This is a genomic window from Actinosynnema sp. CA-299493 (assembly GCF_050946825.1).
In the GTDB taxonomy this organism is placed as follows: Bacteria; Actinomycetota; Actinomycetes; order Mycobacteriales; family Pseudonocardiaceae; genus Actinosynnema.
Genome location: NZ_CP191993.1, coordinates 5,781,880 through 5,806,523 on the forward strand (window position 1 = coordinate 5,781,880; position 24,644 = coordinate 5,806,523).

The 24,644-nt window shown below is 71.2% G+C and carries 25 protein-coding genes; 14 read left to right on the forward strand and 11 right to left on the reverse strand.

The window, feature by feature from the left end; all coding sequences use genetic code 11:
- The first annotated feature begins 37 nt into the window (after positions 1-37).
- The 3 genes from ACQPYE_RS24160 to ACQPYE_RS24170 all read left to right on the forward strand — a co-directional run bounded on the left by ACQPYE_RS24160 (position 38) and on the right by ACQPYE_RS24170 (position 2,880).
- The gene (locus tag ACQPYE_RS24160) at positions 38-505 is read left to right on the forward strand and encodes an Lrp/AsnC family transcriptional regulator (protein ID WP_498714663.1); all 468 of its coding nucleotides are present in this window, start codon (positions 38-40) and stop codon (positions 503-505) included.
- A gap of 90 nt (positions 506-595) precedes the next feature.
- The gene (locus tag ACQPYE_RS24165; protein ID WP_498714664.1) at positions 596-2,497 is read left to right on the forward strand and encodes an acyl-CoA dehydrogenase family protein; all 1,902 of its coding nucleotides are present in this window, start codon (positions 596-598) and stop codon (positions 2,495-2,497) included.
- Between the two features lie 5 nt (positions 2,498-2,502).
- Positions 2,503-2,880, forward strand: coding sequence for a DUF6292 family protein (locus ACQPYE_RS24170; RefSeq protein WP_498714665.1), 378 nt, complete (start codon positions 2,503-2,505; stop codon positions 2,878-2,880).
- Here the strand turns inward: ACQPYE_RS24170 and ACQPYE_RS24175 are convergent.
- Positions 2,877-3,185 (reverse strand): AzlD domain-containing protein, encoded by a 309-nt coding sequence (locus ACQPYE_RS24175; protein ID WP_498714666.1) that lies wholly within the window; start codon positions 3,183-3,185, stop codon positions 2,877-2,879. The two genes, ACQPYE_RS24170 and ACQPYE_RS24175, sit on opposite strands and share 4 nt — an antisense overlap.
- A complete protein-coding gene (locus ACQPYE_RS24180) occupies positions 3,182-3,859 on the reverse strand; it encodes an AzlC family ABC transporter permease (protein WP_498714667.1) in 678 nt (225 codons plus the stop codon). Before ACQPYE_RS24180 ends, ACQPYE_RS24175 begins: the two co-directional genes overlap by 4 nt.
- Before the next feature lie 56 nt (positions 3,860-3,915).
- On the opposite strand from ACQPYE_RS24180, the gene ACQPYE_RS24185 reads away from it, so the two are divergent.
- From ACQPYE_RS24185 to ACQPYE_RS24195, 3 genes are all read left to right on the forward strand, one after another.
- Positions 3,916-4,473 carry a helix-turn-helix domain-containing protein gene (locus tag ACQPYE_RS24185; RefSeq protein ID WP_498714668.1) on the forward strand — a complete coding sequence of 186 codons (558 nt, stop codon included), beginning with the start codon at positions 3,916-3,918 and terminating at the stop codon, positions 4,471-4,473.
- 88 nt (positions 4,474-4,561) lie between these two features.
- Entirely contained in the window at positions 4,562-4,807 is a 246-nt protein-coding gene (locus ACQPYE_RS24190) for a FitA-like ribbon-helix-helix domain-containing protein (RefSeq protein WP_498714669.1), read from the forward strand.
- The gene (locus tag ACQPYE_RS24195) at positions 4,804-5,211 is read left to right on the forward strand and encodes a type II toxin-antitoxin system VapC family toxin (protein ID WP_498714670.1); all 408 of its coding nucleotides are present in this window, start codon (positions 4,804-4,806) and stop codon (positions 5,209-5,211) included. The genes ACQPYE_RS24190 and ACQPYE_RS24195 overlap by 4 nt, the downstream gene beginning before the upstream one ends.
- A gap of 48 nt (positions 5,212-5,259) precedes the next feature.
- Here the strand turns inward: ACQPYE_RS24195 and pdxS are convergent, their stop codons facing one another.
- The gene (gene pdxS, locus ACQPYE_RS24200) at positions 5,260-6,207 is read right to left on the reverse strand and encodes a pyridoxal 5'-phosphate synthase lyase subunit PdxS (protein ID WP_498714671.1); all 948 of its coding nucleotides are present in this window, start codon (positions 6,205-6,207) and stop codon (positions 5,260-5,262) included.
- A gap of 259 nt (positions 6,208-6,466) precedes the next feature.
- Here pdxS and ACQPYE_RS24205 point away from each other — a divergent pair, with 259 nt between their 5' ends.
- Positions 6,467-8,521, forward strand: coding sequence for an elongation factor G-like protein EF-G2 (locus ACQPYE_RS24205; RefSeq protein WP_498714672.1), 2,055 nt, complete (start codon positions 6,467-6,469; stop codon positions 8,519-8,521).
- 380 nt (positions 8,522-8,901) lie between these two features.
- Here ACQPYE_RS24205 and ACQPYE_RS24210 read toward each other — a convergent pair whose 3' ends face one another.
- Together ACQPYE_RS24210 and ACQPYE_RS24215 are read right to left on the reverse strand one after the other, a co-directional pair.
- Positions 8,902-10,407: a CoA-acylating methylmalonate-semialdehyde dehydrogenase gene (locus ACQPYE_RS24210; RefSeq protein WP_498714673.1), complete on the reverse strand. Its 1,506-nt coding sequence runs from the start codon at positions 10,405-10,407 to the stop codon at positions 8,902-8,904.
- Positions 10,404-11,678, reverse strand: coding sequence for an aspartate aminotransferase family protein (locus ACQPYE_RS24215; RefSeq protein ID WP_498714674.1), 1,275 nt, complete (start codon positions 11,676-11,678; stop codon positions 10,404-10,406). Before ACQPYE_RS24215 ends, ACQPYE_RS24210 begins: the two co-directional genes overlap by 4 nt.
- Positions 11,679-11,783: 105 nt before the next feature.
- Here ACQPYE_RS24215 and ACQPYE_RS24220 point away from each other — a divergent pair, with 105 nt between their 5' ends.
- Positions 11,784-13,433 carry a PucR family transcriptional regulator gene (locus ACQPYE_RS24220; RefSeq protein WP_498714675.1) on the forward strand — a complete coding sequence of 550 codons (1,650 nt, stop codon included), beginning with the start codon at positions 11,784-11,786 and terminating at the stop codon, positions 13,431-13,433.
- On the opposite strand, the gene ACQPYE_RS24225 is transcribed toward ACQPYE_RS24220, so the two are convergent.
- The 3 genes from ACQPYE_RS24225 to ACQPYE_RS24235 all read right to left on the reverse strand — a co-directional run bounded on the left by ACQPYE_RS24225 (position 13,430) and on the right by ACQPYE_RS24235 (position 16,757).
- Positions 13,430-13,879 carry a hypothetical protein gene (locus tag ACQPYE_RS24225; RefSeq protein WP_498714676.1) on the reverse strand — a complete coding sequence of 150 codons (450 nt, stop codon included), beginning with the start codon at positions 13,877-13,879 and terminating at the stop codon, positions 13,430-13,432. The two genes, ACQPYE_RS24220 and ACQPYE_RS24225, sit on opposite strands and share 4 nt — an antisense overlap.
- A gap of 214 nt (positions 13,880-14,093) precedes the next feature.
- Positions 14,094-15,527 carry a S1 family peptidase gene (locus tag ACQPYE_RS24230; RefSeq protein WP_498714677.1) on the reverse strand — a complete coding sequence of 478 codons (1,434 nt, stop codon included), beginning with the start codon at positions 15,525-15,527 and terminating at the stop codon, positions 14,094-14,096.
- A gap of 255 nt (positions 15,528-15,782) precedes the next feature.
- Positions 15,783-16,757 carry a LysR family transcriptional regulator gene (locus tag ACQPYE_RS24235; protein ID WP_498714678.1) on the reverse strand — a complete coding sequence of 325 codons (975 nt, stop codon included), beginning with the start codon at positions 16,755-16,757 and terminating at the stop codon, positions 15,783-15,785.
- 232 nt (positions 16,758-16,989) lie between these two features.
- Here ACQPYE_RS24235 and ACQPYE_RS24240 point away from each other — a divergent pair, with 232 nt between their 5' ends.
- The 4 genes from ACQPYE_RS24240 to ACQPYE_RS24255 are packed head-to-tail and all read left to right on the forward strand — an operon-like array spanning position 16,990 to position 21,715.
- The gene (locus tag ACQPYE_RS24240; protein ID WP_498714679.1) at positions 16,990-18,492 is read left to right on the forward strand and encodes an NCS1 family nucleobase:cation symporter-1; all 1,503 of its coding nucleotides are present in this window, start codon (positions 16,990-16,992) and stop codon (positions 18,490-18,492) included.
- Positions 18,489-19,331, forward strand: coding sequence for a nitrilase-related carbon-nitrogen hydrolase (locus ACQPYE_RS24245; protein WP_498714680.1), 843 nt, complete (start codon positions 18,489-18,491; stop codon positions 19,329-19,331). The genes ACQPYE_RS24240 and ACQPYE_RS24245 overlap by 4 nt, the downstream gene beginning before the upstream one ends.
- Entirely contained in the window at positions 19,328-20,713 is a 1,386-nt protein-coding gene (gene hydA, locus ACQPYE_RS24250; protein ID WP_498714681.1) for a dihydropyrimidinase, read from the forward strand. The genes ACQPYE_RS24245 and hydA overlap by 4 nt, the downstream gene beginning before the upstream one ends.
- Before the next feature lie 9 nt (positions 20,714-20,722).
- The gene (locus ACQPYE_RS24255; RefSeq protein ID WP_498714682.1) at positions 20,723-21,715 is read left to right on the forward strand and encodes a TIGR03842 family LLM class F420-dependent oxidoreductase; all 993 of its coding nucleotides are present in this window, start codon (positions 20,723-20,725) and stop codon (positions 21,713-21,715) included.
- A gap of 42 nt (positions 21,716-21,757) precedes the next feature.
- Here the strand turns inward: ACQPYE_RS24255 and ACQPYE_RS24260 are convergent, their stop codons facing one another.
- Together ACQPYE_RS24260 and ACQPYE_RS24265 are read right to left on the reverse strand one after the other, a co-directional pair.
- On the reverse strand, positions 21,758-21,934 hold the full coding sequence (locus tag ACQPYE_RS24260) for a DUF397 domain-containing protein (protein ID WP_498714683.1): 177 nt from the start codon (positions 21,932-21,934) through the stop codon (positions 21,758-21,760).
- The gene (locus ACQPYE_RS24265) at positions 21,912-22,763 is read right to left on the reverse strand and encodes a helix-turn-helix domain-containing protein (protein WP_498714684.1); all 852 of its coding nucleotides are present in this window, start codon (positions 22,761-22,763) and stop codon (positions 21,912-21,914) included. The genes ACQPYE_RS24260 and ACQPYE_RS24265 overlap by 23 nt, the downstream gene beginning before the upstream one ends.
- 161 nt (positions 22,764-22,924) lie before the next feature.
- Between ACQPYE_RS24265 and ACQPYE_RS24270 the strand changes: the two genes are divergently transcribed.
- Both ACQPYE_RS24270 and ACQPYE_RS24275 read left to right on the forward strand, forming a co-directional pair.
- Entirely contained in the window at positions 22,925-23,443 is a 519-nt protein-coding gene (locus ACQPYE_RS24270; protein WP_498714685.1) for a DUF4240 domain-containing protein, read from the forward strand.
- Positions 23,444-23,460: 17 nt separating this feature from the next.
- A complete protein-coding gene (locus ACQPYE_RS24275) occupies positions 23,461-23,835 on the forward strand; it encodes a PH domain-containing protein (protein ID WP_123747266.1) in 375 nt (124 codons plus the stop codon).
- A gap of 61 nt (positions 23,836-23,896) precedes the next feature.
- Here the strand turns inward: ACQPYE_RS24275 and ACQPYE_RS24280 are convergent, their stop codons facing one another.
- Positions 23,897-24,637, reverse strand: coding sequence for an RCC1 domain-containing protein (locus tag ACQPYE_RS24280; RefSeq protein WP_498714686.1), 741 nt, complete (start codon positions 24,635-24,637; stop codon positions 23,897-23,899).
- Between the last annotated feature and the right edge of the window lie 7 nt (positions 24,638-24,644).

A 24,644-nucleotide genomic window follows, 5' to 3' on the forward strand; every position in this document is an offset into this window, starting at 1 on the left:
ACTTCCGCAGGTCGTTCGGGCGGAAGAGGGATTTGCTGTGCTGGATTCGGTGGACGCGGCGATCGTGCGGGAGTTGCAGAAGGACGCGCGACTGCCCAACAAGGACCTGGCGGACCGGGTCAACGTGGCCGCGTCGACGTGCGTGGTCCGGCACCGCTCGCTGCGCGAGCGCGGCGTGATCACCGGCTACCACGCGGAGGTCGACCTGGCCGCCGTGGGACGGCCGGTGCAGGCGATCATCGCGGTGCGGGTCAGGCCGCACACGAGGGCGATCGTGGAGCCGTTCATGGACTACGTGCTGACGTTGCCGGAGGTGCTGGCGATGTCGCACGTGGCGGGGCCGGAGGACTTCCTGGTGCACGTCGCGGTGTCCGACACGGCGCACCTGCAACGACTGGTGCTCGACCGCTTCACCACCCGCCGGGAGGTGAGCGAGGTGCAGACGAACCTGCTGTTCCAGCACGTCCGCAAGCACACCGTGCCGCCGGTGGGCGGTGATCGGTGAGGTGGTGCGGACCGGTGGCGCGCCGGGCCGGCTGCCCGGGGAACGCGTGCGCCGGCGCGCCGATCGGGTGAACTTGTGTTAGCAAGGGGCATGGGGATCGCGGCGGGTGAGGTCGAGGCGTTGCGCGAGTCGCTGGACGGGCGCTGGGGTGCGGTGCGGCGGAGCTCGCTGGAGTTGCTCGGCGGGCTGAAGCCGCCCGGCGACCTGGAGCGCGAGGAGTACCGGGCCTGGGTGTTGGAGCAGTTGCACGAGCTGGCCCGCGGCGGGCACCCGTTGATCGGGTTCCCGGCCGAGCACGGCGGGCAGGGCGACGTCGGCGGCTCGGTGGTGGCGTTCGAGGTCCTGGGGTTCGGCGACCTGTCGTTGATGGTCAAGGCGGGTGTGCAGTGGGGGCTGTTCGGTGGCGCGGTGCAGGCGTTGGGCACCGCCGGGCACCACGAGCGGTACCTGCGGGCGATCATGGGCCTGGAGCTGCCCGGTTGCTTCGCGATGACCGAGACCGGGCACGGGTCGGACGTGCAGCACCTGCGCACCACGGCCACCTACGACCCGGACACCGAGGAGTTCGTCGTCGACACGCCGGACCCGTCGGCGCGCAAGGACTACATCGGCAACGCGGCGCGTGACGGGCGGATGGCGGTGGTGTTCGCCCAGTTGGTGACGGGTGGTGTGACGCACGGCGTGCACGCGGTGCTCGTGCCGATCCGGGACGAGGACGGCGCGCCGATGCCGGGTGTCCGGATCGAGGACTGCGGGCCCAAGGCCGGGCTGAACGGCGTGGACAACGGGCGGCTGTGGTTCGAGCGGGTGCGGGTGCCCCGGACGAACCTGCTCAACCGGTACGGGGACGTCGCGCCGGACGGCACGTACTCCAGCCCGGTCGAGGGCGGGGGCCGGCGGTTCTTCACCATGCTGGGCACGTTGGTCCGCGGGCGGATCAGCGTGGCCGGCGGCGCGGGCAGTGCGACGAAGAAGGCGCTGGCGCTGGCCGTTCGGCACGGTGAGGCGCGGCGGCAGTTCACCCGGCCCGACACGGGCGAGGAAGTCGTGGTGCTCGACTACCTGGCGCACCAGCGGCGGTTGTTGCCGGCGCTGGCGACGTCGTACGCGCTGCACTTCGCGCAGGAGGAGATGGTGTCGGCGCTGCACGACGTGGCCGACGACCGGCAGCAGCGGGAGTTGGAGTCGCGGGCGGCGGGGTTGAAGGCGGTGGCCACGTGGCACGCCACGCAGACCATCCAGACGTGCCGGGAGGCGTGCGGCGGCGCCGGGTACCTGTCGGAGAACCTGATCGCCGGGTTGAAGGCGGACACCGACGTGTTCACCACGTTCGAGGGCGACAACACGGTACTGCTGCAACTGGTCGCGAAAGGGCTGCTGACCAGCTACCGCGACCACGTGGGCGACCTGGACCCGTGGGGCATGGCGCGGTTCGTGGCGGACCAGGCGGTCGGCGTGGTGATCGAGCGGACGGCCGCGCGGGCGATCATCGACCGGCTGGTGTCGGGCAGCTCGGACGCGCTGCTGGACCGGGGGTGGCAGGTGCGGCAGTTCGAGGACCGCGAGAAGCACGTGCTGGAGGGGCTGGCGCGGCGGCTGCGGCGTGCGTCGGAGCAGGACGCTTTCGACGTGTTCAACGCCGCGCAGGACCACGTGCTGCACGCCGCGCGCGCCCACGTGGACCGGATCGTGCTGGAGGCGTTCGTGGCGGCGGTCGACCGGTGCGGGGACCCCGGGGCGACGGCGTTGCTGGACCAGGTGTGCGACCTGTACGCGTTGAGCACGATCGAGGCGGACCGGGCGTGGTTCCTGGAGCACGGCCGGCTCACGCCGCAGCGGGCGAAGGCGGTGTCCCAGTCGGTGAACGAGCTGTGCGGCCGGCTGCGCCCGCACGCGCGCACGCTGGTGGACGCGTTCGGCATTCCGGAGACGTGGCTCACGGCCCCGATCGCCCGGCGAGGGACCGAGAGCGCTCCGATAGGTCCAGAATGAGAGGTATGGACGACAGTGCGCTGATCAGCCTCGGACTGGCCCGGTACGTGCGAGCGGTGGCCGAGGAGATCGGCGTGCCACCCGAGGGCACCGAGTTCGAGGTCAGCGACACCGCCACCGCCTACCTCGGGCTGGAGGGCCCGGGGCCCGACCTGATGCTGCTGTGGAACGAGCGGCGCGGTTGGTCGATCGCGGTGGAGACCGACCCGACCGAGAGGCCGGTCATCATGGCGCACCTCGGTCTGCCGCTCGTGCCGCCGCCGGACGAGGTGGCGCAGTTCGTGGACGACGTGCTGGCGGGCCGGACCGGTGGCGCCGAGCCGGACTTCGGCACGACCCAGGACCGCCACCGCCTCGCCGGCCGGTTGAGCGCGTACCTCTAGGACACGCCGGCGAACCGCAGGCCGGCGGTCGTCACGGCGGCCAGCACGACCACCACGACGAACGGCGCCTTGCGCCACGCCGCGACACCGGCGACCAGGACGCCGATCGGCAGGGCGAGGCCCGCGAACCCCTGGCCCTTGGTCAACGAGGCGGTCGCGACCAGGGCGAGCAGCAGGACGGTCGCCGAGGTGGACATCAGCAGCTTGACCCGTTCGGACAGCTCGATCCGGTCGCGCAGCAGCGGTCCGGCCAGGCGGAACGCGTAGGTGCCGGCGGCGAGCACCAGGACCGCGGTCAGCGTCACGGCGCCACCTCCTGTCGTGCGGTGATCAGCAGGCCGCCCAGCGCGAGCAGCACCGGGACGCCGGCGGGCAGGAACGGCGTGGCGGCCAGGGCGATGGCCGCGCCGAGCAGGGCGGCGTGCCGGGTGGCCTTGTCCTTGAGGGCGGGCAGCAGGAGCGCGAGCAGGGCCGCCGGGAACGCCGCGTCCAGCCCGAACGCGGCCGGGTCGCCGATGTTCCGGCCGATCAACGCGCCCGCGACCACGGCGACGTTCCAGGAGAGGAACAAGGCGACGCCGCACAACCAGTAGGCGGCCTTGGCCTTGCGCGGATCGCTCTGGGCCAGCGCGAACGCCGTCGTCTCGTCGATCAGCAGGTGGCTGCCGACGAGCCGCGACAGCAGGCCCTTGCCCAGCACGTCGCCGACCGCCAGGCCGAACGGCAGGTGGCGGACGTTGAGCAGCAGCCCGGCCAGCACCGCCGCCGCCGGACTGCCGCCCGAGGCGACCACCCCGACCGCCATGAACTGCGAGCCACCCGCGAAGACCAGCACCGACATCACCACGGGCAGCCACCAGGGCAGGCCGGCGCCGGTGGAGATCGCGCCGAACGAGGCGCCGCTGACCGCGGCGCCGGCGGCCACCGCGACGACGTCACGCAGCAGCCGGGCATCTGGGGTTCGCCATGTCGAACGCATCGTCTTCTACGATGAACAGTGCTGAGGCGTTCGTCAAGCCGAACGATTGGACTGTCATGTCGAACACAGGGGCGCCGCTCGACGTCATCGCCGCCTCGCTGCGCCGTGAGCGTGAACGCGTGGGGCTGTCGTTGAGCGAACTGGCCAAGCGGGCGGGGATCGCGAAGTCCACGCTGTCCCAGCTGGAGTCGGCGAGCGGGAACCCCAGCGTGGAGACCTTGTGGGCGCTCGGCGTCGCGCTCGGCGTGCCGTTCTCGCGCCTGGTTGACCCGCCGACGCCGCGCGTCCGGGTGATCCGCGCCGGCGAGGGCCCGGCGATCTACTCGGAACGCGCCCACTACACCGCGACCCTGCTGGCGTCCTGCCCGCCGGGCGCCCGGCGCGACATCTACCTGCTCCAACTGGAACCCGGCCCGGCCCGCGAGTCCGAACCGCACATGCCGGGAACCGTGGAACACGTGGTCGTCAGCACCGGCCGGATGCTCGCCGGCCCGCGTGCCGAACCGGTCGAGCTGGGCCCCGGCGACTACCTGCTCTACCCCGGCGACGTCCCGCACACGGCCCAGGCACTCGAACGGGGGACGACCGCCCTGCTGGTCTCAGAGCACGTCTAGAACGCACGTTCGAGCGATCCAGCCGACCGGCCAGTCGACCGATGGGTCTTGCATGCAGACAGCAACCGCACCACTTACAGTCGAGGTCATGAGCGAGCGCGACACCAAGCCGGTCCACGTCCGCGACGTGCCCGCCGAGGTGGTCGACATCCTCCAGGCACGTGCCGGAGCCCGCGGGATGTCGCTCACCGCCTATCTCCGCAACCACCTCGTGGAGATGGCCAACAGGCCCACGATGGAGGAGTGGACCCAGGCCGCCACCGACCGGGGCTGGGGAGTCGACGGCGAAACGATCCAGCGAACCATTCGCGAGATCCGCGAGGAGGACGCGTGACGGTCTTCGACATCGTGGTCGACTGCTCGGCGCTCATCGAGGTCGTGACCAGCAAGGCGCCCGACCGGATGCTCTTGCGGCGCCTGTCGAACTCGACCGCGGCCGCACCAGCCCTGCTCGATGCCGAAGCGATAAAGGTCTTGCGCCGGATGGAGCGCAGGGAGGAACTGTCCGGCGAACAGGCCACCGCGGCGTTCTCGCTCCTCTGCTCCGCGCCCGTCGAGCGGTTCCCACTGCGGGCGTTGACCGAGCGGGCGTGGAGCCTGCGCGGATCGATCACCGCACATGACGCGTTCTACGTCGCCCTCGCCGAACAACTGGGTGTGCCGCTGGTGACCACCGACTCGAACCTGGCCGGCTCGAACGGGCATCAGGTCGACATTGACGTCTACCCCGTCTCCTGACACGACGAACGGCCCGCCGGAGTCCGGCGGGCCGCGGTCACCTCAGGTTCACCAGCCGCGCTCGGCCAGGCGGTGGGGCTCCGGGATCTCGTCCACGTTGATGCCGACCATGGCCTCGCCGAGGCCGCGCGACACCTTCGCGATCACGTCCGGGTCGTCGTAGAAGGTCGTCGCCTTCACGATCGCCTCCGCGCGCTGCGCCGGGTTGCCGGACTTGAAGATGCCCGAACCGACGAACACGCCCTCCGCGCCCAGCTGCATCATCATCGCCGCGTCGGCCGGCGTGGCGATGCCGCCCGCGGTGAACAGCACGACCGGCAGCTTGCCCGCCTCGGCGACCTCGCGGACCAGTTCGTACGGCGCCTGGAGCTCCTTCGCCGCGACGTACAGCTCGTCGGCGGGCAGGTTCTGCAGCCGCAGGAGCTCCGCGCGGATCTTGCGCATGTGCGTGGTGGCGTTGGAGACGTCGCCGGTGCCGGCCTCGCCCTTGGAGCGGATCATCGCCGCGCCCTCGGTGATGCGGCGCAGCGCCTCGCCCAGGTTCGTCGCACCGCACACGAACGGCACGGTGAACTGCCACTTGTCGATGTGGTTGGCGTAGTCGGCCGGGGTCAGCACCTCGGACTCGTCGACGTAGTCCACGCCGAGGGACTGCAGCACCTGCGCCTCGACGAAGTGGCCGATGCGGGCCTTGGCCATCACCGGGATCGACACGGCGGCGATGATGCCGTCGATCATGTCCGGGTCGCTCATCCGGGAGACGCCGCCCTGGGCGCGGATGTCGGCGGGCACCCGCTCCAGCGCCATGACGGCCACGGCGCCGGCGTCCTCGGCGATCTTGGCCTGCTCGGCGTTGACCACGTCCATGATCACGCCGCCCTTGAGCATCTCCGCCATGCCCCGCTTGACGCGGGAAGTGCCGGTGATCTGGGTGCCGGCGTCGGGTGAAGTGGTCACGACCAGCCTTTCTCGAAGTAGGAGGCGAACACCCTTCATGGTACGGCCGACGTGGACCGCCGAAGCATGCCAATCGAGCACGTTCTCGGCAGGCCACTTCCTCTTCCTTCGCAGGTAGTGGCGTACGCCACCCTTCGGGACAACGGCACACCCGCCGGCGACGCGAGAACGTGCGGCGGACGTGGTGACGACTCCCGACCGGGTTCCTCCTGCCGGGTTGGGTGTGGCCGCTTGGGGTTGTCCCCCGCGCCTCAGGGGTGTGAGATCGGACACTAAATACTTGTGGAGGGTGGTCCCAATGGGCAGCAAACACTCCGACAACGGCCACTCGGCAGGCGCGGTCGCTGTAGCCGACCCGGCCAAGGTCCGCAACGTCGTGCTGGTCGGCCCGTCCGGCTCCGGCAAGACGACGCTCGCCGAGGCCCTGCTCGCCAGCACCGGCGTGCTGACCCGACCGGGATCGGTCACCGAGGGCAACACGGTGTGCGACCACGACCCCGCCGCGGTGCGCCAGCAGCGGTCGGTCGGTCTCGCGGTCGCCCCGATCCAGCACGGCGACATCAAGATCAACCTCATCGACACACCCGGTTACGCGGACTTCGTCGGCGAGTTGCGCGCCGGCCTGCGCGCGGCCGACGCGGCGCTGTTCGTGGTCAGCGCGGCGGAAGGCATCGACCCGGCCACGGTGGCGCTCTGGGACGAGTGCGCGATGGTCGGCATGCCGCGCGCCGTCGTCATCGCCCGCACCGACCACCAGCGCGCCGACGTGCTCACCGAGATCACTGCGTGCCAGGTGGCGTTCGGCGCGGGCGTCGTGCCGCTGTACCTGCCCGACGGCGACGGGTTGGTCAACCTGCTCACCACCGACGACCCCCGCTTCGAGGAGGAGCGCAACGCGCTCATCGAGGGTGTCATCGCGGAGAGCGAGGACGAGACCCTGATGGACCGCTACCTCGGCGGCGAGGAGATCGACCAGGCGACGCTCGTCGCGGACCTGGAGACGGCCGTCGCGCGCGGCTCGTTCCACCCGGTGATGCCGGTGTGCGCGCTGACCGGCCTCGGCCTGCCGGAGGTGCTCGACGGCATCGCCCGCGCGTTCCCCTCCCCCCTGGAACACCCGCTGCCCGAGGTGACCGGCGTGGACGGCATCCCGCAGCCGCGCCTGGCGGCCGACCCGAACGGCCCGCTCGTGGCCGAGGTCGTGCGCACGGCGGTCGACTCGTACGTGGGCCGCGTGTCGCTGGTGCGCGTGTTCTCCGGAACGCTGCGCCCCGAACGCCCGGTGCACGTCTCGGGCCACGGCATGGCCGACCGCGGTCACGAGGACCACGACGTGGACGAGCGGGTGGCGCACGTCTACTCGCCGTTGGGCGCGAGCCTGCGCGAGGTGCCGTACTGCGTGGCGGGCGACCTGTGCGCGTTGACCAAGCTGGGCTCCGCCGAGACCGGCGACACGGTGTCCGCGCCGGAGAAGCCCCTGCTGATGGCCCCGTGGGAGATGCCGGAACCGCTGCTGCCGGTGGCCGTCGTGCCGCGCAGCCGCAGCGATGAGGACAACCTGGCGCGCAACCTGGGCAAGCTGGTCGCGGGTGATCCGACGTTGCGGCTGGAGCGCAACGCCGAGACGCACCAGCTGGTGCTGTGGTGCATGGGCGAGGCGCACGCGGACGTCGTGCTGGCGCGGTTGCGGGCGGGCGGCGCGGACGTCGACACCGAGCCGGTGCGGGTGGCGTTGCGGGAGACGTTCGCGGGACCGGCCAAGGGCCGTGGACGGCACGTGAAGCAGTCCGGTGGCCACGGCCAGTACGCGGTCTGCGACATAGTCGTCGACCCCCTGCCCCGCGGGTCCGGCTTCGAGTTCGTGGACAAGATCGTCGGCGGAGCGGTGCCGAACCAGTTCATCCCGAGCATCGAGAAGGGCGTGCGGGCCCAGCTCGAACGCGGTCTGCAAGACGGCCACCCGGTCGTGGACATCCGCGTCACCCTGGTGGACGGCAAGGCGCACTCGGTCGACTCGTCGGACGCCGCCTTCCAGACCGCCGGCTCACTGGCGTTGAAGGAGGCCGCCGCCAACGGCAGGACGTGCCTGCTCGAACCCGTCGACGAAGTGACCGTGCGACTGCCGGACGACCACCTGGGCACCGTGCTGGGCGACCTGTCAAGCCGCCGAGGCCGCGTGCTCGGCACGGAAGCGGAAAGCCCGGGCTACACGGTGATCCGCGCCGAAGTGCCCGCCACCGAACTCCTCCGCTACGCCGTGGAACTACGTTCCCTGACCTCGGGCACCGGCACCTACACCCGCCGCTTCACCCGCTACGACCCCCTCCCCCAACCCCTCGCCACCCAAAAGTAACCCCACACGACCCGCCCACCCGCTCGCTCGCCCGCAACAAGTCCGCACATCCCACCAGGCCCGATTTGACATGGGTTCGGGTGCTTTAGGCTGGTCGAAGCCGGCAGGCTTGGCGGGACGCTCTTCCCCGCCGGGCCTGCCGGCTTTGGCCTGCCTGGAGTGCCCGTAAGGGCCCCATGTCAAATCGAGCCGAACCGCACCACCAACCACCAACCACCAACCGCCGAACGTTCAACTCACCGCCCCTGAACGTAGGACTCTCGAACCCTGAACGTAGGACTCACCCCTCGCCAACGTAGGACTCTCGCTGTTCCGAGCGTTCAACTCGGGGTACCGGAACGTAGGACACGCGGGACGCGAACGTGGGACACGCGCGGGGGTCAGGTGTTCTGGGGGAAGCCGAGGTTGACGCCGCCGTGGGAAGGGTCCAGCCAACGGCCGGTGACGACCTTCGTGCGGGTGAAGAAGTGCACGCCCTCCGGGCCGTACGCGTGCGAGTCGCCGAACAGCGAGTCCTTCCACCCGCCGAACGAGTAGTACGCCACCGGCACCGGGATCGGCACGTTCACGCCGACCATGCCGACCTCGACCTCGTTCTGGAACCGACGCGCCGCCCCACCGTCGTTGGTGAAGATCGCGGTGCCGTTGCCGTACGGGTTGGCGTTGACCACGTCCAGCGCGTCGTCGTACTGCGCCACCCGCAGCACCGACAGCACCGGCCCGAAGATCTCGTCCCGGTAGAGCGCCATGTCCGTGCCGACGTGGTCGAACAACGTCGGCCCGAGCCAGAACCCGCCGTCCTCCCCGTCGATCGCGTGCAGCCGACCGTCCACGACCAACGACGCGCCCTCGGCCTGCCCGCCGTCGACGTAGGACACCACCCGATCGCGATGCGCGCCCGTCACCAGCGGACCCATCTCGCACCCGGGACGGCGGCCGTCACCCACGTGCAACGCCCGGATGCGGTCCACGATCTTCGACACCAGCTCGTCGCCGACCGGGTCCACCGCGACCACGACCGAGATCGCCATGCACCGCTCGCCCGCCGAGCCGAAGCCGGCCGACACCGCCGCGTCCGCCGCCAGGTCGAGGTCCGCGTCCGGCAGCACGACCATGTGGTTCTTGGCGCCGCCCAACGCCTGCACGCGCTTGCCGTGCCGCGTCCCGGTCTCGTAGACGTACCGCGCGATCGGTGTCGACCCCACGAAGGACACCGCCTTCACGTCCGGGTGCTCCAGCACGCGGTCGACCGCGACCTTGTCACCGTGCACGACGTTCAGCACGCCGTCGGGCAACCCGGCCTCGGCGAACAGCTCCGCGATGAAGTTCGCCGCCGACGGGTCCTTCTCCGACGGCTTGAGCACCACCGCGTTGCCGCACGCGATCGCGTTCGGCACGAACCACAGCGGCACCATGGCCGGGAAGTTGAACGGCGAGATCACGCCGACCACGCCCAGCGGCTGCTGGATCGAGTACACGTCGACCCGCGTGGACGCGTTCTCGCTGAACCCGCCCTTGAGCAGGTGCGGGATGCCGCACGCGAACTCCACGGACTCCAGCGCCCGCTGCACCTCCCCCGCCGCGTCGGACAGCACCTTGCCGTGCTCCGCGGTGACGATCGCGGCCAGTTCGCCCTTGCGGGCGTTCAGCAGCTCGCGGAACGCGAACATCACGTTCGACCGCTGCGCCAGCGACGCGTTGCGCCATGACCCGAACGCGCCGCGCGCCGCCGCCACCGCCTCGTCCACGACGGACTCGTCGGCGAAGTCGACCCGGCCCGCCACCCGCCCGGTCGCCGGGTCGTGGACGTCGCCCGAACGCGCGACGTCACCGCCCCACGGCTTGCCGCCGATCCAGTGCGTGATCCTCTTGGGCGAAGCAGTCACAGCACGTCCTCCAGGATGCCGAGCGCTTCCTCGACCTCGTCCTCGGTCAACGTCATCGGCGGGGCGAGGCGGATGACGTTGCCGTACAGACCGCCCTTGCCCACCAGGAGCCCGCGTTCCCGGGTGCCCTCCAGCACCGCGACCGCCCTCGCCGAGTCCGGCGCGCCGTCCGGGCCCACCATCTCGATGCCGATCATCAGGCCCTTGCCGCGCACGTCGCCGACCGCGGGCCGGTCCGCGGCGATGTCGCGCAGCCCGTCGATCAGCCGTTCGCCGAGCTTGGCGGCGTTGGCCTGGAGGTCGTGGTCGAGCAGGTAGTCCAACGTCGCCAGCGCGCCGGTGGTGGCGATCGGGTTGCCGCCGAACGTGGACAGCGAGTTGGCCGTGAGGCAGTCCATCAGGTCCCCGCGCGCGACCACGCCGCCGATCGCGAGACCGTTGCCGAGGCCCTTGGCGAACGTCATCGCGTCGGGCGTCACGCCGTGCGACTGGATGCCCCAGAAGTGCTCCCCGGTGCGGCCCCACCCGGTCTGCACCTCGTCGGAGACGAACAGGATGCCGTACTCGTCCAGCACTTCCTTGAACGCGCCGAACAACCCGTCTGGCGGCGAGGAGAAGCCGCCGACGCCCTGGATCGGCTCGGCGATCATGCACGCCACGTCGCCCGCGGTGGTCGTCTCGATCACCTCGCGCAGGTCGGCCACGCACGCCTTGACGTAGTCGGCGTCGGAGAGGTCCTTGAACGGGCTGCGGTACCGGTAGCCGCCGTGCACCCAGCTGACCTTCACCGGGCTGAGCGAGGACGCCGACCAGCCCCGGTTGCCGGTGATCGCGACCGTGGCGAACGCCCGGCCGTGGTAGGAGTTGCGCAGCGCGAGGACCTGGTCGCTGCGGCGGAACTGGGTGGCCAGCATGAGCGCCGTCTCATTGGCCTCGGTGCCGGAGTTGGTGAAGAACACCTTGGCGTCCGGGATGCCGGACAGCTCGGCGATCTTCTCCGCCAGCTCGACCTGCGAGCGGATCAGGTAGAGCGTGGAGCTGTGCAGCACGCCGGTCGAGAGCTGGGACCGGATCGCGTCGGAGATCTCGGCGACGTCGTAGCCGACCGCGTTGGTCAGGATGCCGGCGAAGAAGTCCAGGTAGGTGCGTCCTTCGCGGTCGGTGACGCGGCGTCCGCTCGCGCTGGCCAGCTCGATCGGGTGCTCGTAGTAGAGGGCCATCCAGTCGGGCATCACCGCGCGGTGCCGGGCCAGCAACTCCTCGTGTCCCATCGCGTCCTCCGGTCGTAGGTCCCCCAGTGGAGTCTGGTCGGCGGTGCGGAAGGCCGCCATGGACAACCTGTACCCCTTTCCGGGCCGGCGGATTACGTTGTGTCCATGTACCCCACGGTCGCCGAAGCGCTGGCCCTGCCCGTGGTCCGGCGCGGCCGGCCCGCCGTGGTCGCGGGCGCGGCCGGGATGGGCCGCCGGGTGCGGTGGGTGCACGTCGCCGAGGTGGCCGACATCGCGCAGCTGCTGCGCGGCGGTGAGCTGGTGCTGACCACCGGCATCGCGCTGCCCGACGACCCGGACGGGCTGCGCCGCTACGTCGCCGACCTCGCGTCGGTCGGCGCGTCCGGGCTGGTCGTCGAACTGGTGCGGCGGTGGAGCGACGAGCTGCCGGGCGCGCTGGTCGCCGCCGCCGAGCAGCACGAGCTGCCGCTGGTGACGTTGGCGCGGGAGACCCGGTTCGTGTCGGTGACCGAGGCCGTGGTGTCGCTGATCGTGGACGCGCAGCTGGCCGAGCTGCGGGCGGCCGAGCAGGTGCACGAGACGTTCACCGCGTTGACCGTGGCCGGTGCCGAGCCCGCCGAGGTGCTGCGCGAGGTGGCGCGGACGGCCGGGTTGCCGGTGGTGCTGGAGACGTTGGGGCACGAGGTGCTGGCCTACGACGCGGCCGGTCAGGACCCGACCGCGCTGCTGGCCGACTGGGGTCAGCGGTCGCGCGCGGTGGCCGTGTCGGAGCGGACCGCGTACCACGAGCAGGCCGGGTGGCTGGTGACGGTGGTCGGCGCGCGGGGCGCGGACTGGGGGCGGCTGGTGCTGCTCTCGCCCGAGCAGCCGCCGCACCGGCACGTCGTGGTGGCCGAACGCGCGGCGTCGGCGTTAGCCGTGCACCGGCTGGTGGCGCGGGACCGGGAGTCGTTGGAGCGGCAGACGCACCGGACGTTGCTCACCCAGCTGCTCGGGCAGCCGCCGCACGACCTGCCGGCGCGGGCGGCGGCGCTCGGCGTGCCGCTGGAACGGCGGCAGCTGGTCGGGGTGGCGATCCGGCCGGGCACGGCGAGCGTGCCCGCGCAGGCGTTGGCGTCGCAGGAGGTGCTGCGGGACCTGGCCGAGGCGACGGCGTTGGCGGCCCGGCGGGTGACCGTGCCCGCGCTCGTCGGCGTCGTGGACGACACGAGCGTGCGGGCGCTGCTGTCGTTGCCGCCGCAGGCGGGGTTGGACGGTGTGCTGCGGCGGTTGGCGCGGGAGGTGCACCGGCGGGCGGCGGAGACGCAGCACGCGTTGCCCGTGGTGGTGGCCGTCGGCACGACCGTGACGGCGGTGCCGGACGTGCGGCGGTCGTTGGGCGAGGCGGCGCACGTGGCGGGTGCGGCGCTGCGGTCGTCGGGCACCAGGCTCTACCACCGGCTGGACGACGTGCGGTTGCGCGGGCTGCTGCACCTGCTGCGCGAGGACGAGCGGGTGATCGCGTTCGCGGACCGCGAGTTGGGCACGCTGCTGTCGCGTGACGCCAACCAGGGCACCCGGTTAATGGAGCTGCTGCGGTGCTTCTGCGAGCACGGCGGCAACAAGTCCGCCGCCGCGGCTGCCGCGCACCTCTCCCGCACCGCGTACTACCAGCAGTTGAGCCGGATCGAGCAGGTGCTCGGGGTGTCCCTGGAGGACCCGGAGTCCGTGCTCTCGCTGTACGTGGCGTTGTTGGTGCAGGAGATGGGCGAGCGGGATCCTCAGCTACCCCGCCCGCCCACCTCCGCGACTTAGCCCAGCGGCGTCGGCACGGGCAGCTTGCCGAGCTCACCGGTCAGGTCGGGCATCTCGCTCGGGCCCGAGATCGGCGGCTTCACCGGCAGCTCCGGCACGCCGGGCAGGGCGCGGGCCTGCGGCGCGAGGACGTCGCCCACGAACGGCAGCCGGGGCGCGGCGGGCGCCTTGAGCGCGGCCGGTGCGGCCACCGTGGGCGCCGTGACGTCCGACGTGCCGCCGGGCAGCGGCGCGGGCAGCTTCACGGCCTGGCCGCTGAGCAGGTCGGTGACGGGCCTGGTCGCGTCGAGGCCGACCTCGGGGGCGTTGCCGATCTTGCCGATCGTGCCGTCCACGATCTCGGTGGGACCTTCGGCCGCCGACGCGGCGGACGCGAGCAGCGGAGAGGTACCAACGGCGAGCAGGGCGGCGGCACGCAGGAGTCCGCGCGTGCGGTATCCGGACACGGTGTTCCTAACCTGGTTGGGGACCTGCAAGTTGACCTACTCCGCATCGACCGCCAGACCCCCTTCCCTTGACCGCTCGATCAGGTGACTGACGCTCCGTATCCCGGCCCACCCGATCAGGTAACCCTGATCGGGTGGACGGATTGGGGGCCGTGCGGGACCGTGTCGGGGAGACGTAAGGGCGACACGGTCCCGCAGCGGCTTTCCCCCCGGGCTAGGGGTTCGTGACCCCGAGCGTGTAGCTGCCGGAGCCGCTGTACGCGTGCACGCGGTAGCGGTAGTAGCCGGCTGTGCCGTTGTAGGTGACCGTCTCGCTCGCGCCGGGGCTGTCGCCCGTGGCCACGACCGCCCAGGAGCTGCCGTTCCACTTCTGGAGGTAGAGGTCGAAGTCGGCGCCGCCGGGGCCGGCCAGGCAGCCGACGTGCGCGCCCGACACCGTGGACTGGTAGTAGCTGTTGTTCGGCTGGTACGCCTGACCGCCGGTGGCCAGGGAACCGCTGTACGTGGTCTCCGAGCTCTGGCAGCCGGTCGGCGGGTTCGGGTCGCCGCCGCCACCGGTGACCAGGGTCAGGCCGTAGGTCTGGAGGATCTCGTTGACCGGCTGGAAGTACGTGGTGCCGCCGGACGAGCAGTTGCCCGAGCCGCCGGAGGTGACGCCCTGCGCCTGCGTGCCGGCCAGCAGCGAGCCGCCCGAGTCGCCGGGCTCCGCGCACACCGTGGTCTGGATCAGGCCGGTCACTGTGCCCTGCGGGTAGGTCACCGACGAGTTGCGGGCCTGGATGGCGCCGCAGTGCCAGCCCGTGGTGGACCCGGAGCGGCACACGGTCGAGCCGACCGGCGCGTCCTGCGAGCCCGCGACCGACACCGTGCCGCCGGCGTAGTTGTTGACCAGGCCGCGCGGGGTGTTGCCCGCCGCGACCTGCACCCACGCGTAGTCGTTGCCGGGGAAGCTCGACCCGCGGAACGTGCCGCTCGGGTTGGCCGTCGACGCGCCGGTGGAGCCGCAGTGCCCGGCGGTGACGAAGCCGCCGTTGACGGAAAAGCCCACCGAGCAGCGGGTGCCGCTGCCGATGGTGTAGGCGTTGCCGCCGATCACGTCGATCAGCGGGCGGGGCGCCTCGGTGGTGGCGGCGTACCGGACGGCCGACGCGGCGACGCCGGAGGACGCGACGAACGCGCGTGCGGCGGCGAGGTCACCGGGCTTGGACTTGACCACGACGGTGTTGGTGGGCAGGTCGACGTACCAGCCGGGCACGGACTTCGGCGCGCGCGCCACGTTCGCGTCCAATGCGGACTTCACCGCGTCCAGGTCGCGCTCGCTGCGCTGGACGAGCTTGGTCCGCACGCCGCCCTGGTCCACGTCGGACGCGCGGGTCACGCCGACGGTGAGCGTGCCGGACGAGTCGATCCACGCGCCGCCGAACCGGCTGTCCAACCTCTTGCGCAGGCCGCGCGCGGTGTCGGCGGAGCGCTCGTCGGCGGCCAGCCGGGCACGCGCCTCGTCGGCGTCCAGGCCGAGGTCGCGCTGGATGGCGGACAGGACTTCGGCGTCCTGGCCGGCGGGCGCGGCCTGGGCGGCGGCGGGGGTCAGGATGCCCGCCGCGACGAGCGCCACGGCGAGCGTGAGGGGTCTCAACAGTGCTGACATGGGGAATTCTCCTCGAAGGAGGGCAGGGATTCCCCGTGAAAGGTAGGTCCGCGGGACTGTTCGCGGTAATACCACTCAGGTCATAAGACGCGGTGATGGCCCGGGTGTCCGGGCCGCCTCACGACGGCCGGTCCCGGAGCCGGCCACGCGACCGAACACCTCAGGTCCGAAGCACTCGGCCGAACACCTCAGGCCCGAAGTGGGTGACCGGGCACCCCGGGCCGGAGCGTGGTCGGGCCTGGGGCCGCAGGGTGGTCAGACCAGTGCCTGAGGGGGCACCGCGCCGTACTCCGGGTGCGCCGGCAGCCAGCCCGCGTAGCGCGGGTTGCGCTCCGCCGTCTCCCGGTAGGCCTCGGCGGCGTACCGGAGCACCTGCGGGCCGAAGGTGGCGGCCGGTCCTTCCGGGTCCCAGCCGATCAGGTGCCGCCACCGCAGCGGCGCGCCCGCCAGCGGCATCGCGACCAGGCCCGGTGTGCGGCGGAACGTCGGCTGGCACAGCGCCACCGCGTCGCCGGACGCGGCCAGGTCGATGCAGCTGTTGATGTCGACCTCGTACATCGTGCGCGGGGTGAAGCCGGCCCGGCTGCACGCGGCCACGAAGCAGTCGCCGAAGCACCCGTCGCCCGGCGTCACGGCCCACTGCATGTCCTTCAGCGCACCCAGCTCCACCTCCGCCAACACGGTGAACGGGTGGTCCTCCGGCATCAGCACGAACACCGGGTCGACCGCGATCACGTGCCACGTCAGCCCGTGCTCCGACGGCGGCGGCGCGTCGCCGCACACGCCGACCAGCACGTAGTCCAGCCTGCCCGCGGCGACCATGGCCGACAGCTCGCCGCCGGACCACGACACCTGCGTGGAGACGTGCGCGCCGGGGTGCGACTCGGTGAGCCGGTGCACCAGCCCGCCGAGCATCGGGCCGTTCACCGCGCCGACCCGGTACCGGTCGCCGGGCACGGTGTCGTCCAGCAGGCGGGTGGCGTCCTCCTGCAACCGGGAGAACGCGGGCAGCAGCACGCGCGCCCGCTCCAGCACGAGCTCGCCGAGCACGGTCGCCCGGGCGCCCCGGTGGTCGCGCTCGAACAGCTTGCCGCCGAGCAGGCCTTCGATCCGGTGCAGTTGGGCCGTGAGGGCGGGTTGCGCCAGGCCCAACAGTGAGGACGCCTTCGACAGGCTGCCCGCGTCCGCGATCGCGCAGACGACCCGCAGGTGCCGCAGTTCGAGCTTCATCCGACGGACGTTAGGTCACCGCTCACCCGCCAGTCGAGGGCCGGTCGGGGCCATGCGCACCGGCCCGGACCAGCGGCTTGAGTGGCAATGAACAGAGTGTGCCCTGATCATGGCAAGCGTGGACACTTTGCCACTGCCGAGGCACGCGGGCCGACCGGAGGATGCCGGGATGGAAATCGCGCCGAACGGTCCGCGCGAAGGGTGTTCCACGAGCGTAACAGGGAAGTGACCGATGGCCCTTGACTCCGCAACCCAGGTCACGACCGACCCCGACGGCCGCGTCGAGCTCCGTGATCATTCGGCGATAGCGGACAGCCCGCACTACAACTCGGACCTGGCGCCGGTGCCGCTGGAGCGGCGCACCTGGTCCACGTACAACTTCTTCGCGCTGTGGATGGGCATGGCGCACAACATCCCCAGCTACACGCTGGCCGCGTCGCTGGTCGCGTTGGGGATGGACTGGTTGCAGGCGTTCCTGACCATCACCCTGGGCAACCTGATCGTGCTGGTCCCGATGCTGCTCAACAGCCACGCGGGCACGAAGTACGGCATCCCGTTCCCGGTGTTCGCCCGCGCGTTCTACGGCATCCGGGGCGCGAACCTGGTGGCGCTGCTGCGCGCGTTCATCGCGTGCGCGTGGTTCGGCATCCAGACGTGGGTCGGCGGCAAGGCGCTGCACGTGATCGTGGGCAGGCTGGCCGGCGACGGGTGGGTGGACGCGCCGGTCGTGCTGGGCCAGGTGTGGACGCTGTGGCTGTGCTTCCTGGCGTTCTGGGTGGTGCAGATGCTGATCATCTGGCGCGGCATGGAGGCGATCCGCCGGTTCGAGAACTGGACCGCGCCGCTGGTCAGCATCGGTTTCCTGGTCCTGCTCGGGTACGTGGCGGTGAAGGCGGGCGGCTTCGGCCCGATCCTGTCGGAGCCGTCCAAGCTCGGCTGGGGCGCGGACTTCTGGAAGGTGTTCTTCCCGTCGCTGATGGGCATGATCGCGTTCTGGTCGACGCTGTCGCTGAACATGCCGGACTTCACCCGGTTCGGCGGCAGCCAGCGCAAGCAGGTCGTCGGCCAGCTCCTCGGCCTGCCCACCACGATGTCGTTCATCGCCATCGTGGCGATCCTGACCACGTCCGGCGCGATGGCGCTGTACGGCGAGGCGATCTGGGACCCCGCCGAGTTGGCGAGCCGGTTCGACAGCACCGCGGTGGTGCTGGTGGCGTTGGTGGCGCTGGTGCTGGCGACGGTCTCGGCGAACCTCGCGGCGAACGTGGTGAGCCCGTCCTACGACTTCTCCAACGCGTTCCCCAAGAAGATCACGTTCGCGGTCGGCGGCCTGGTCACCGGCGTGATCGGCATCCTGATCCAGCCGTGGCGGCTGATCTCGGACCCGGGCGTCTACATCTTCGCCTGGCTCGGTTTCTACGGCGGCCTGCTGGCGTCCGTGGCGGGCGTGTTCGTGGCCGGTTACTGGGTGCTGGCGAAGACGCGGCTGGAGCTGCCGGACCTGTACCTGGCCGGGCGGGGCGCGTACTGGTTCAAGGCGGGCTGGAACTGGCGGGCGGTCGTCGCCACGCTGGTGGGCTCCGTGCTCGCGGTCGGTGGCGCGTACAACGGGCCGTTCCCGGCCGACGGCCTGATCCCCCTGCTCAAACCGCTCTACGACTACAACTGGGTCGTCGGCCTGGTCGGCGGCATGCTCGTCTACCTGGCGCTGGCGCCACGGAGGGAGAACGCGTGAGCCACATCATCCGAGCTGGTCTGGTGCAGCAGAAGTGGACCGGCGACAAGGAGTCGATGATCGCGAACGCGGTCGAGGCGGTCCGGTCCGCCGCGTCGCAGGGCGCGCAGGTGGTGTGCCTTCAGGAGTTGTTCTACGGGCCGTACTTCTGCCAGGTGCAGGACGCGGACTACTACTCCTACACCGAGGGCATCCCCGACGGCCCGACGACCGAGCTGATGTGCGAGCTGGCCGGGCAGCTCGGCGTGGTGCTCGTCGTGCCGATGTACGAGGAGGAGCAGCCGGGGATCTACTACAACACCGCCGCCGTGATCGACGCGGACGGCACGTACCTCGGCAAGCACCGCAAGAACCACATCCCGCAGGTCAAGGGGTTCTGGGAGAAGTTCTACTTCAAGCCGGGCAACCTCGGCTACCCCGTCTTCGACACCGCCGTCGGCAAGGTCGGCGTCTACATCTGCTACGAGCGGCACTTCCCGGAGGGCTGGCGGGCGCTCGGGCTGAACGGCGCGCAGATCGTGTTCAACCCGTCGGCGACCAGCCGCGGCCTGTCGGAGTATCTGTGGCGGCTGGAGCAGACCGCGGCGGCCGTGGCGAACGAGTACTACGTCGGCACGATCAACCGGGTCGGCGTGGAGCCGCTGGGCGACAACGACTTCTACGGCCAGTCGTACTTCGCCGACCCGCGCGGGCAGCTCGTGGGCGAGGCGGCCTCCGACACGGAGGAGGAGATCGTGGTCCGCGACCTGGACATGGACCTGCTGGCCGAGGTGCGCGACCTGTGGGCGTTCTACCGCGACCGCCGCCCCGACACCTACGAGGGCCTGGTGAAGCCGTGAGCACCTTGATCAAGGGCGGCACGGTGGTCAACGCCACCGGCTCGTTCGCGGCCGACGTGCTGGTGGACGGCGAGAAGATCGCCGCGCTGCTCGCGCCGGGCTTCCCCGTGCAGGCGGACGAGACGATCGACGCCGCGGGCAAGTACGTGATCCCCGGCGGCATCGACGGGCACACCCACATGGAGATGCCGTTCGGCGGCACGTTCTCCGCCGACACGTTCGAGACCGGCACGATCGCGGCGGCGTGGGGCGGCACCACCACGATCATCGACTTCGCCGTGCAGCCCAAGGGCTCCTCGCTGCTGTCCACCCTGGACAAGTGGCACGCCAAGGCGGACGGCCGGTGTGCCGTCGACTACGGGTTCCACATGATCGTCTCCGACGTCACCGACACGTCGTTGAAGGAGATGGAGTCCTGCATCGACGCGGGCGTGAACACGTTCAAGATGTTCATGGCCTACCCCGGCGTCTTCTACGCCACCGACGGCGAGATCCTGCGCGCCATGCAGAAGGCCCGCGAGACCGGTGCGACGATCATGATGCACGCGGAGAACGGCATCGCGATCGACCAGCTGGTCGCGCAAGCGCTCGCGCAGGGCCGCACGGACCCCGTCGAGCACGGCCTGACCAGGCCCGCCGAGCTGGAGGGCGAGGCCACCTCGCGCGCCATCACGCTGGCCAAGGTCACCGGGTCGCCGCTCTACATCGTGCACCTGTCCGCCGCGCAGGCGCTGGACGCGGTGACGAAGGCGCGCGACACCGGCCAGAACGTGTTCGCCGAGACGTGCCCGCAGTACCTGTACCTGTCGCTGGAAGACCTGGCGAAACCGGACTTCGAGGGCTCGAAGTACGTCGCCTCTCCCCCGCTGCGGCCCAAGGAGCACCAGTCCGAGCTGTGGCGCGGCCTGCGCACCAACGACCTGTCGGTGGTGTCGACCGACCACTGCCCGTTCTGCTTCAAGGACCAGAAGGAGCTCGGGCGCGGTGACTTCTCCAAGATCCCCAACGGGATGCCGGGGGTCGAGCACCGCGTGGACCTGCTGCACCAGGGCGTGGTGAAGGGCGAGATCAGCCTGGAGCGGTGGGTGGAGATCTGCTCCACCACGCCCGCGCGGATGTTCGGCCTGCACCCCCGCAAGGGCGTCATCGCGCCCGGCGCGGACGCCGACGTCGTGGTGTACGACCCGAACGCGCGGCAGGTCATCTCGGCGGCCACGCACCACATGAACGTCGACTACTCCGCGTACGAGGGCATGGAGATCACCGGCAAGGTCGACACCGTGCTCTCGCGCGGCCGGGTGGTCGTGGACGCCGGCGGTTTCCACGGCGCGACCGGGCACGGGAAGTTCCTGTCCCGCGAGCTGAACCAGTACCTGGTGTAGGGGGCGGCAGTGGACTTCGGGGTAGTGCTCCAGACCGACCCGCCCGCGCGGGACGTGGTGGCCGGCATGAGGGCCGCCGAGGACAACGGCTTCCGGTACGGCTGGACGTTCGACTCGGTCGTGCTGTGGCAGGAGCCGTTCGTCATCTACTCGCAGGTGCTGGCGGCGACGAAGGAGCTGGTCGTCGGCCCGATGGTGACCAACCCGAGCACGCGGGACTGGTCGGTGACGGCGTCGCTGTTCGCGACCTTGAACGACATGTTCGGCAACCGCACGGTGTGCGGCATCGGGCGCGGCGACTCGGCCCGGCGGGTGATCGGGCAGAAGCCCGCGTCGCTGGCCACGCTGGGCCGGGCCATGACCGTGATCAAGGACCTGGCCGAGGGTCGGGAGGCCGAGCACCACGGCACGCCGGTGCGCATCCCGTGGGTGCGCGACGGCAAGCTGGAGGTGTGGATGGCCGCGTACGGGCCGCGGGCGCTGAAGGTGGTCGGCGAGCAGGCGGACGGGTTCATCCTCCAGACCGCGGACGTGGACATCGCGCGGTGGACGATCGGGACGGTGCGGGAAGCGGCCGTGGCCGCCGGCCGCGACCCGTCGGAGATCACGATGTGCGTGGCCGCGCCCGCGTACGTCGGCACGGACCTGCCGCACCAGCGCGACCAGCTGCGCTGGTTCGGCGGGATGGTCGGCAACCACGTGGCCGACCTGGTCGCGCGGTACGGCGACTCGGGCGCGGTGCCCGCCGCCTTGACCGACTACATCAAGGGCCGGGAGGGCTACGACTACGCCCACCACGGCAAGGCGGGCAACCGGTCGACGGACTTCGTGCCGGACTCGATCGTGGACCGGTTCTGCCTGCTCGGCCCGGCGTCCGCGCACGTGGACCGGTTGCAGGAGCTCCGGGAGGTCGGCGTGGACAACTTCGCGCTGTACCTCATGCACGACGATAAGGACAAGACGCTGGCGTCCTACGGCAACGAGGTGATCGGCCGGGTGTGACCCGACGCCGGTTCCCGGGGCGATCCCGGGGACCGGCGTCGTTCATCGCCGTGGCGGTGCGCCGAGGAAAGCGCGCCAGGCGGTCGGTGTGAAGGCCAGGCGCGGCGCGGTGTTCTTGGAGTCCCGCACGCCGACGACCTCGGGCGCGAACGCCACCTCCACGCAGTTGGTGTTGGCCCCCTGGCTGTAGCTGCTCTTACGCCACTGCCTCGCCTCCACGCTGTTCCTCCCGCAGTCGGTCGTAGCGATCCGCCCACTGGGCGAACACCGACCGCGATTGTTCCTCATCCAACGCCACTCGGTCGAGGTCATTGCAGGCTTGCTCGAACTGGGCGGTGGTCTCGGGGCTGTCCGAGACCACCGCCAGGAGCCCGGTCTCGACATACGACACGGGTGGGTGATCAGCGAAGGTCATGAAGGTGAACGCCGCCGCCAGAGTTCGGGGCAGTTGGTCCGCGAAGGTCACCAGCCGCACGCCACCGCGGAACAGCAGTTGCAGCAACTGCTCGTACATCACCTGCGGACCGCCCACCACGTGGTGCAGAACGGATTCGAGGAGGAAGAAGTGCCCCGCAGGCGGCCGAGGCCGCTCGAAGATCCGTTGACGGGCCATCCGCTCGGTCACGCGGTGCTCACCGTCGGTCGGGGCGATCAGCGCGGCGGCGTAGTCCGCGGTCTGGAGCAGCCCTGGGATGGCGGTGATCTCGTACGACCAGATGACCTCGGCCGTCTGCTCGTGCAGGAGGAGCGCGCGCAGGCTGTCGGGCATCGCGATCTCGTGCGGCCGGACGAGGTGGCCGGTGTTGCGCTCCTCGGCCAACTCCATGATGTGGTCGTAGGTCGCCTGGTCCGACCGGAGGTGGCCGACGTAGCGGGCGACGTCCAGCGGGCTCGTGCCGCGCAGCCCGCGTTCCACCTTCGAGATCCGGGCTTGCGACCAACCCAGCTCCTCGGCCAGGTCCCCGAACCTCACCGTCGACCGGCGGCGGGCCTGGCGGAGGGCATCTCCCAGCTCGCGGCTGAGCGCGTTCGACGCGCGTGACTCCATGCGGGCACGCTAGGACGTCCGACCAGCGGGTTCCAGCCCGAACGCGGGGTTTCAGCCCAAGAGGTCAGAGCGGTACCGCCGGGCCACGGTTGACCCGATCGGGTGTCTTCGTCGGCGCGGGAGCACCCGGGATTGTCGGACCCCGTTGCTAGCGTCACCGCATGATCATTCCGACCGCTGCCGAAGAGGCCCGTTTCTGGGCGATGCTGGAAGAAGCGTGGGCCGGGCTCGGCCCCGGGCCGAACGAGGTGCGCCGGGCCCTGGCCAAGCGCGACACGTCCGCGGAGGTCTTCGAGGAGGCCGCGGAGCTGGAGGAGCACCTCGACACCGTGCTCCTGGCGTTGGCGCGGGCGTGCGAGGGGCTGTCCGCCGAGGAGCTGACCGCGCTGGACCGGGTGGCCGAGCGCAAGCTGCACGAGATCGACCGGGCCGACGTCCAGGAGGTCACCGACGGCTCGGACGACGGCTTCCTCTACGCGCGCGGTTTCATCCTCGCCCTCGGCCAGGAGTTCTACGAGGCCGTGGCCCGCGATCCGCGCGTGGCGGTGCAGGACGCCGAGTGCGAGGCGTTCTGCTACTTCTTCGCCCACCTGCACGCCGCGAGGTTCGGGGATCACCCGGAGACGGGGTCGGGGATCTCCCGGGAATCGGCCTCCAACCCGGCGGGGTGGCCGCGATAGCCGGTACCGTCGAACGCGTGATCGACTTCGAGAAGCAGTCAGTCTTCAAGCTGGCACCGTGCCGGCCCGAGGACATCGCGTCGCAGGTGTCGCCGATCCTGATCCAGGGCGAGCAGATCGTGTCGAGCTTCAAGACGGTGCGCGACTTCGTGGTGTTCACCACCAAGCGGGTGATCGCGGTGAACGTCCAGGGCATGACCGGCCGCAAGAAGGACTTCACGTCGCTGCCCTACAGCCGGGTGCAGGCGTTCTCCATCGAGACGGCGGGCACGTTCGACATGGACGCCGAGCTCGACCTGTGGTTCAGCGGCCTGGGTCAGGTGCGGCTGGAGTTCAAGGGCCACGCCGACGTGCGGCTGCTCGGTCAGATGATCGCCACGTTCATCCTCTGACCGCGCACCGCACACCGACGTGCCCGGCGGACCGGCGTCACGGGCCCGCCGGCGGCCACGCCTACCTCGGCACCACCGCGAACATGCCGAGCCCGCCGGCGGCGATGGCCGTCACGCCGGTGAGGCCGTGCACCCGCACGGGGACGTTCGACTCGATCGGGGCGCCCGCGCCGAGCTGGCCGGCCTCGCCCCAGCCCCACGACCACACCGTGCCGTCTGACTTCAGCGCGTAGCCCGTCCAGGTGCCGGCGGCCACCGCGGTCACGCCGCTCAGCCCGGAGACCTTCACCGGCACGTCCGAGCGACCGCCCGTGGTGCCCGCGCCGAACTGGCCGAACTGGTTGTCGCCCCACGACCACACCGAGCCGTCGTACCTGAGCGCGAGCGTGTTCAGGTCGCCGGCGTCGACCGCGGTGACGCCGGACGGCCACGGCCACGGTCGAGGCGATGGGGTCACGCCGTGGTCGGCGCCCCAGGCGTGCAGGCAGTCGACGGTGCACGGGGTGGGCGTGGCGAAGTAGCCGGCGACGTCCACGAGCAGGTCCGTGGAGCCCGCGTTGTTGAACAGCGCCATCCGCGCGTTGCCGTCGAGCGCGACGACCGCGGCGTTCGCCGTGTCACGGCCCGCGACCAGGTTCAGGTTCGACGCGACCGGCCGGGTCGAACCGGCCGGGTGCGCGATCACGTGCGTGGACGCCGTCGGCTCGGTGCCGGTGAGGTTGAGCGTCACCGACGTGGCGGTGGCGGGCACGTGCGCGGACAGGTCGAGGTCCGCCCGGGACCGGACCGGCCGAATCACCATAAGGCGA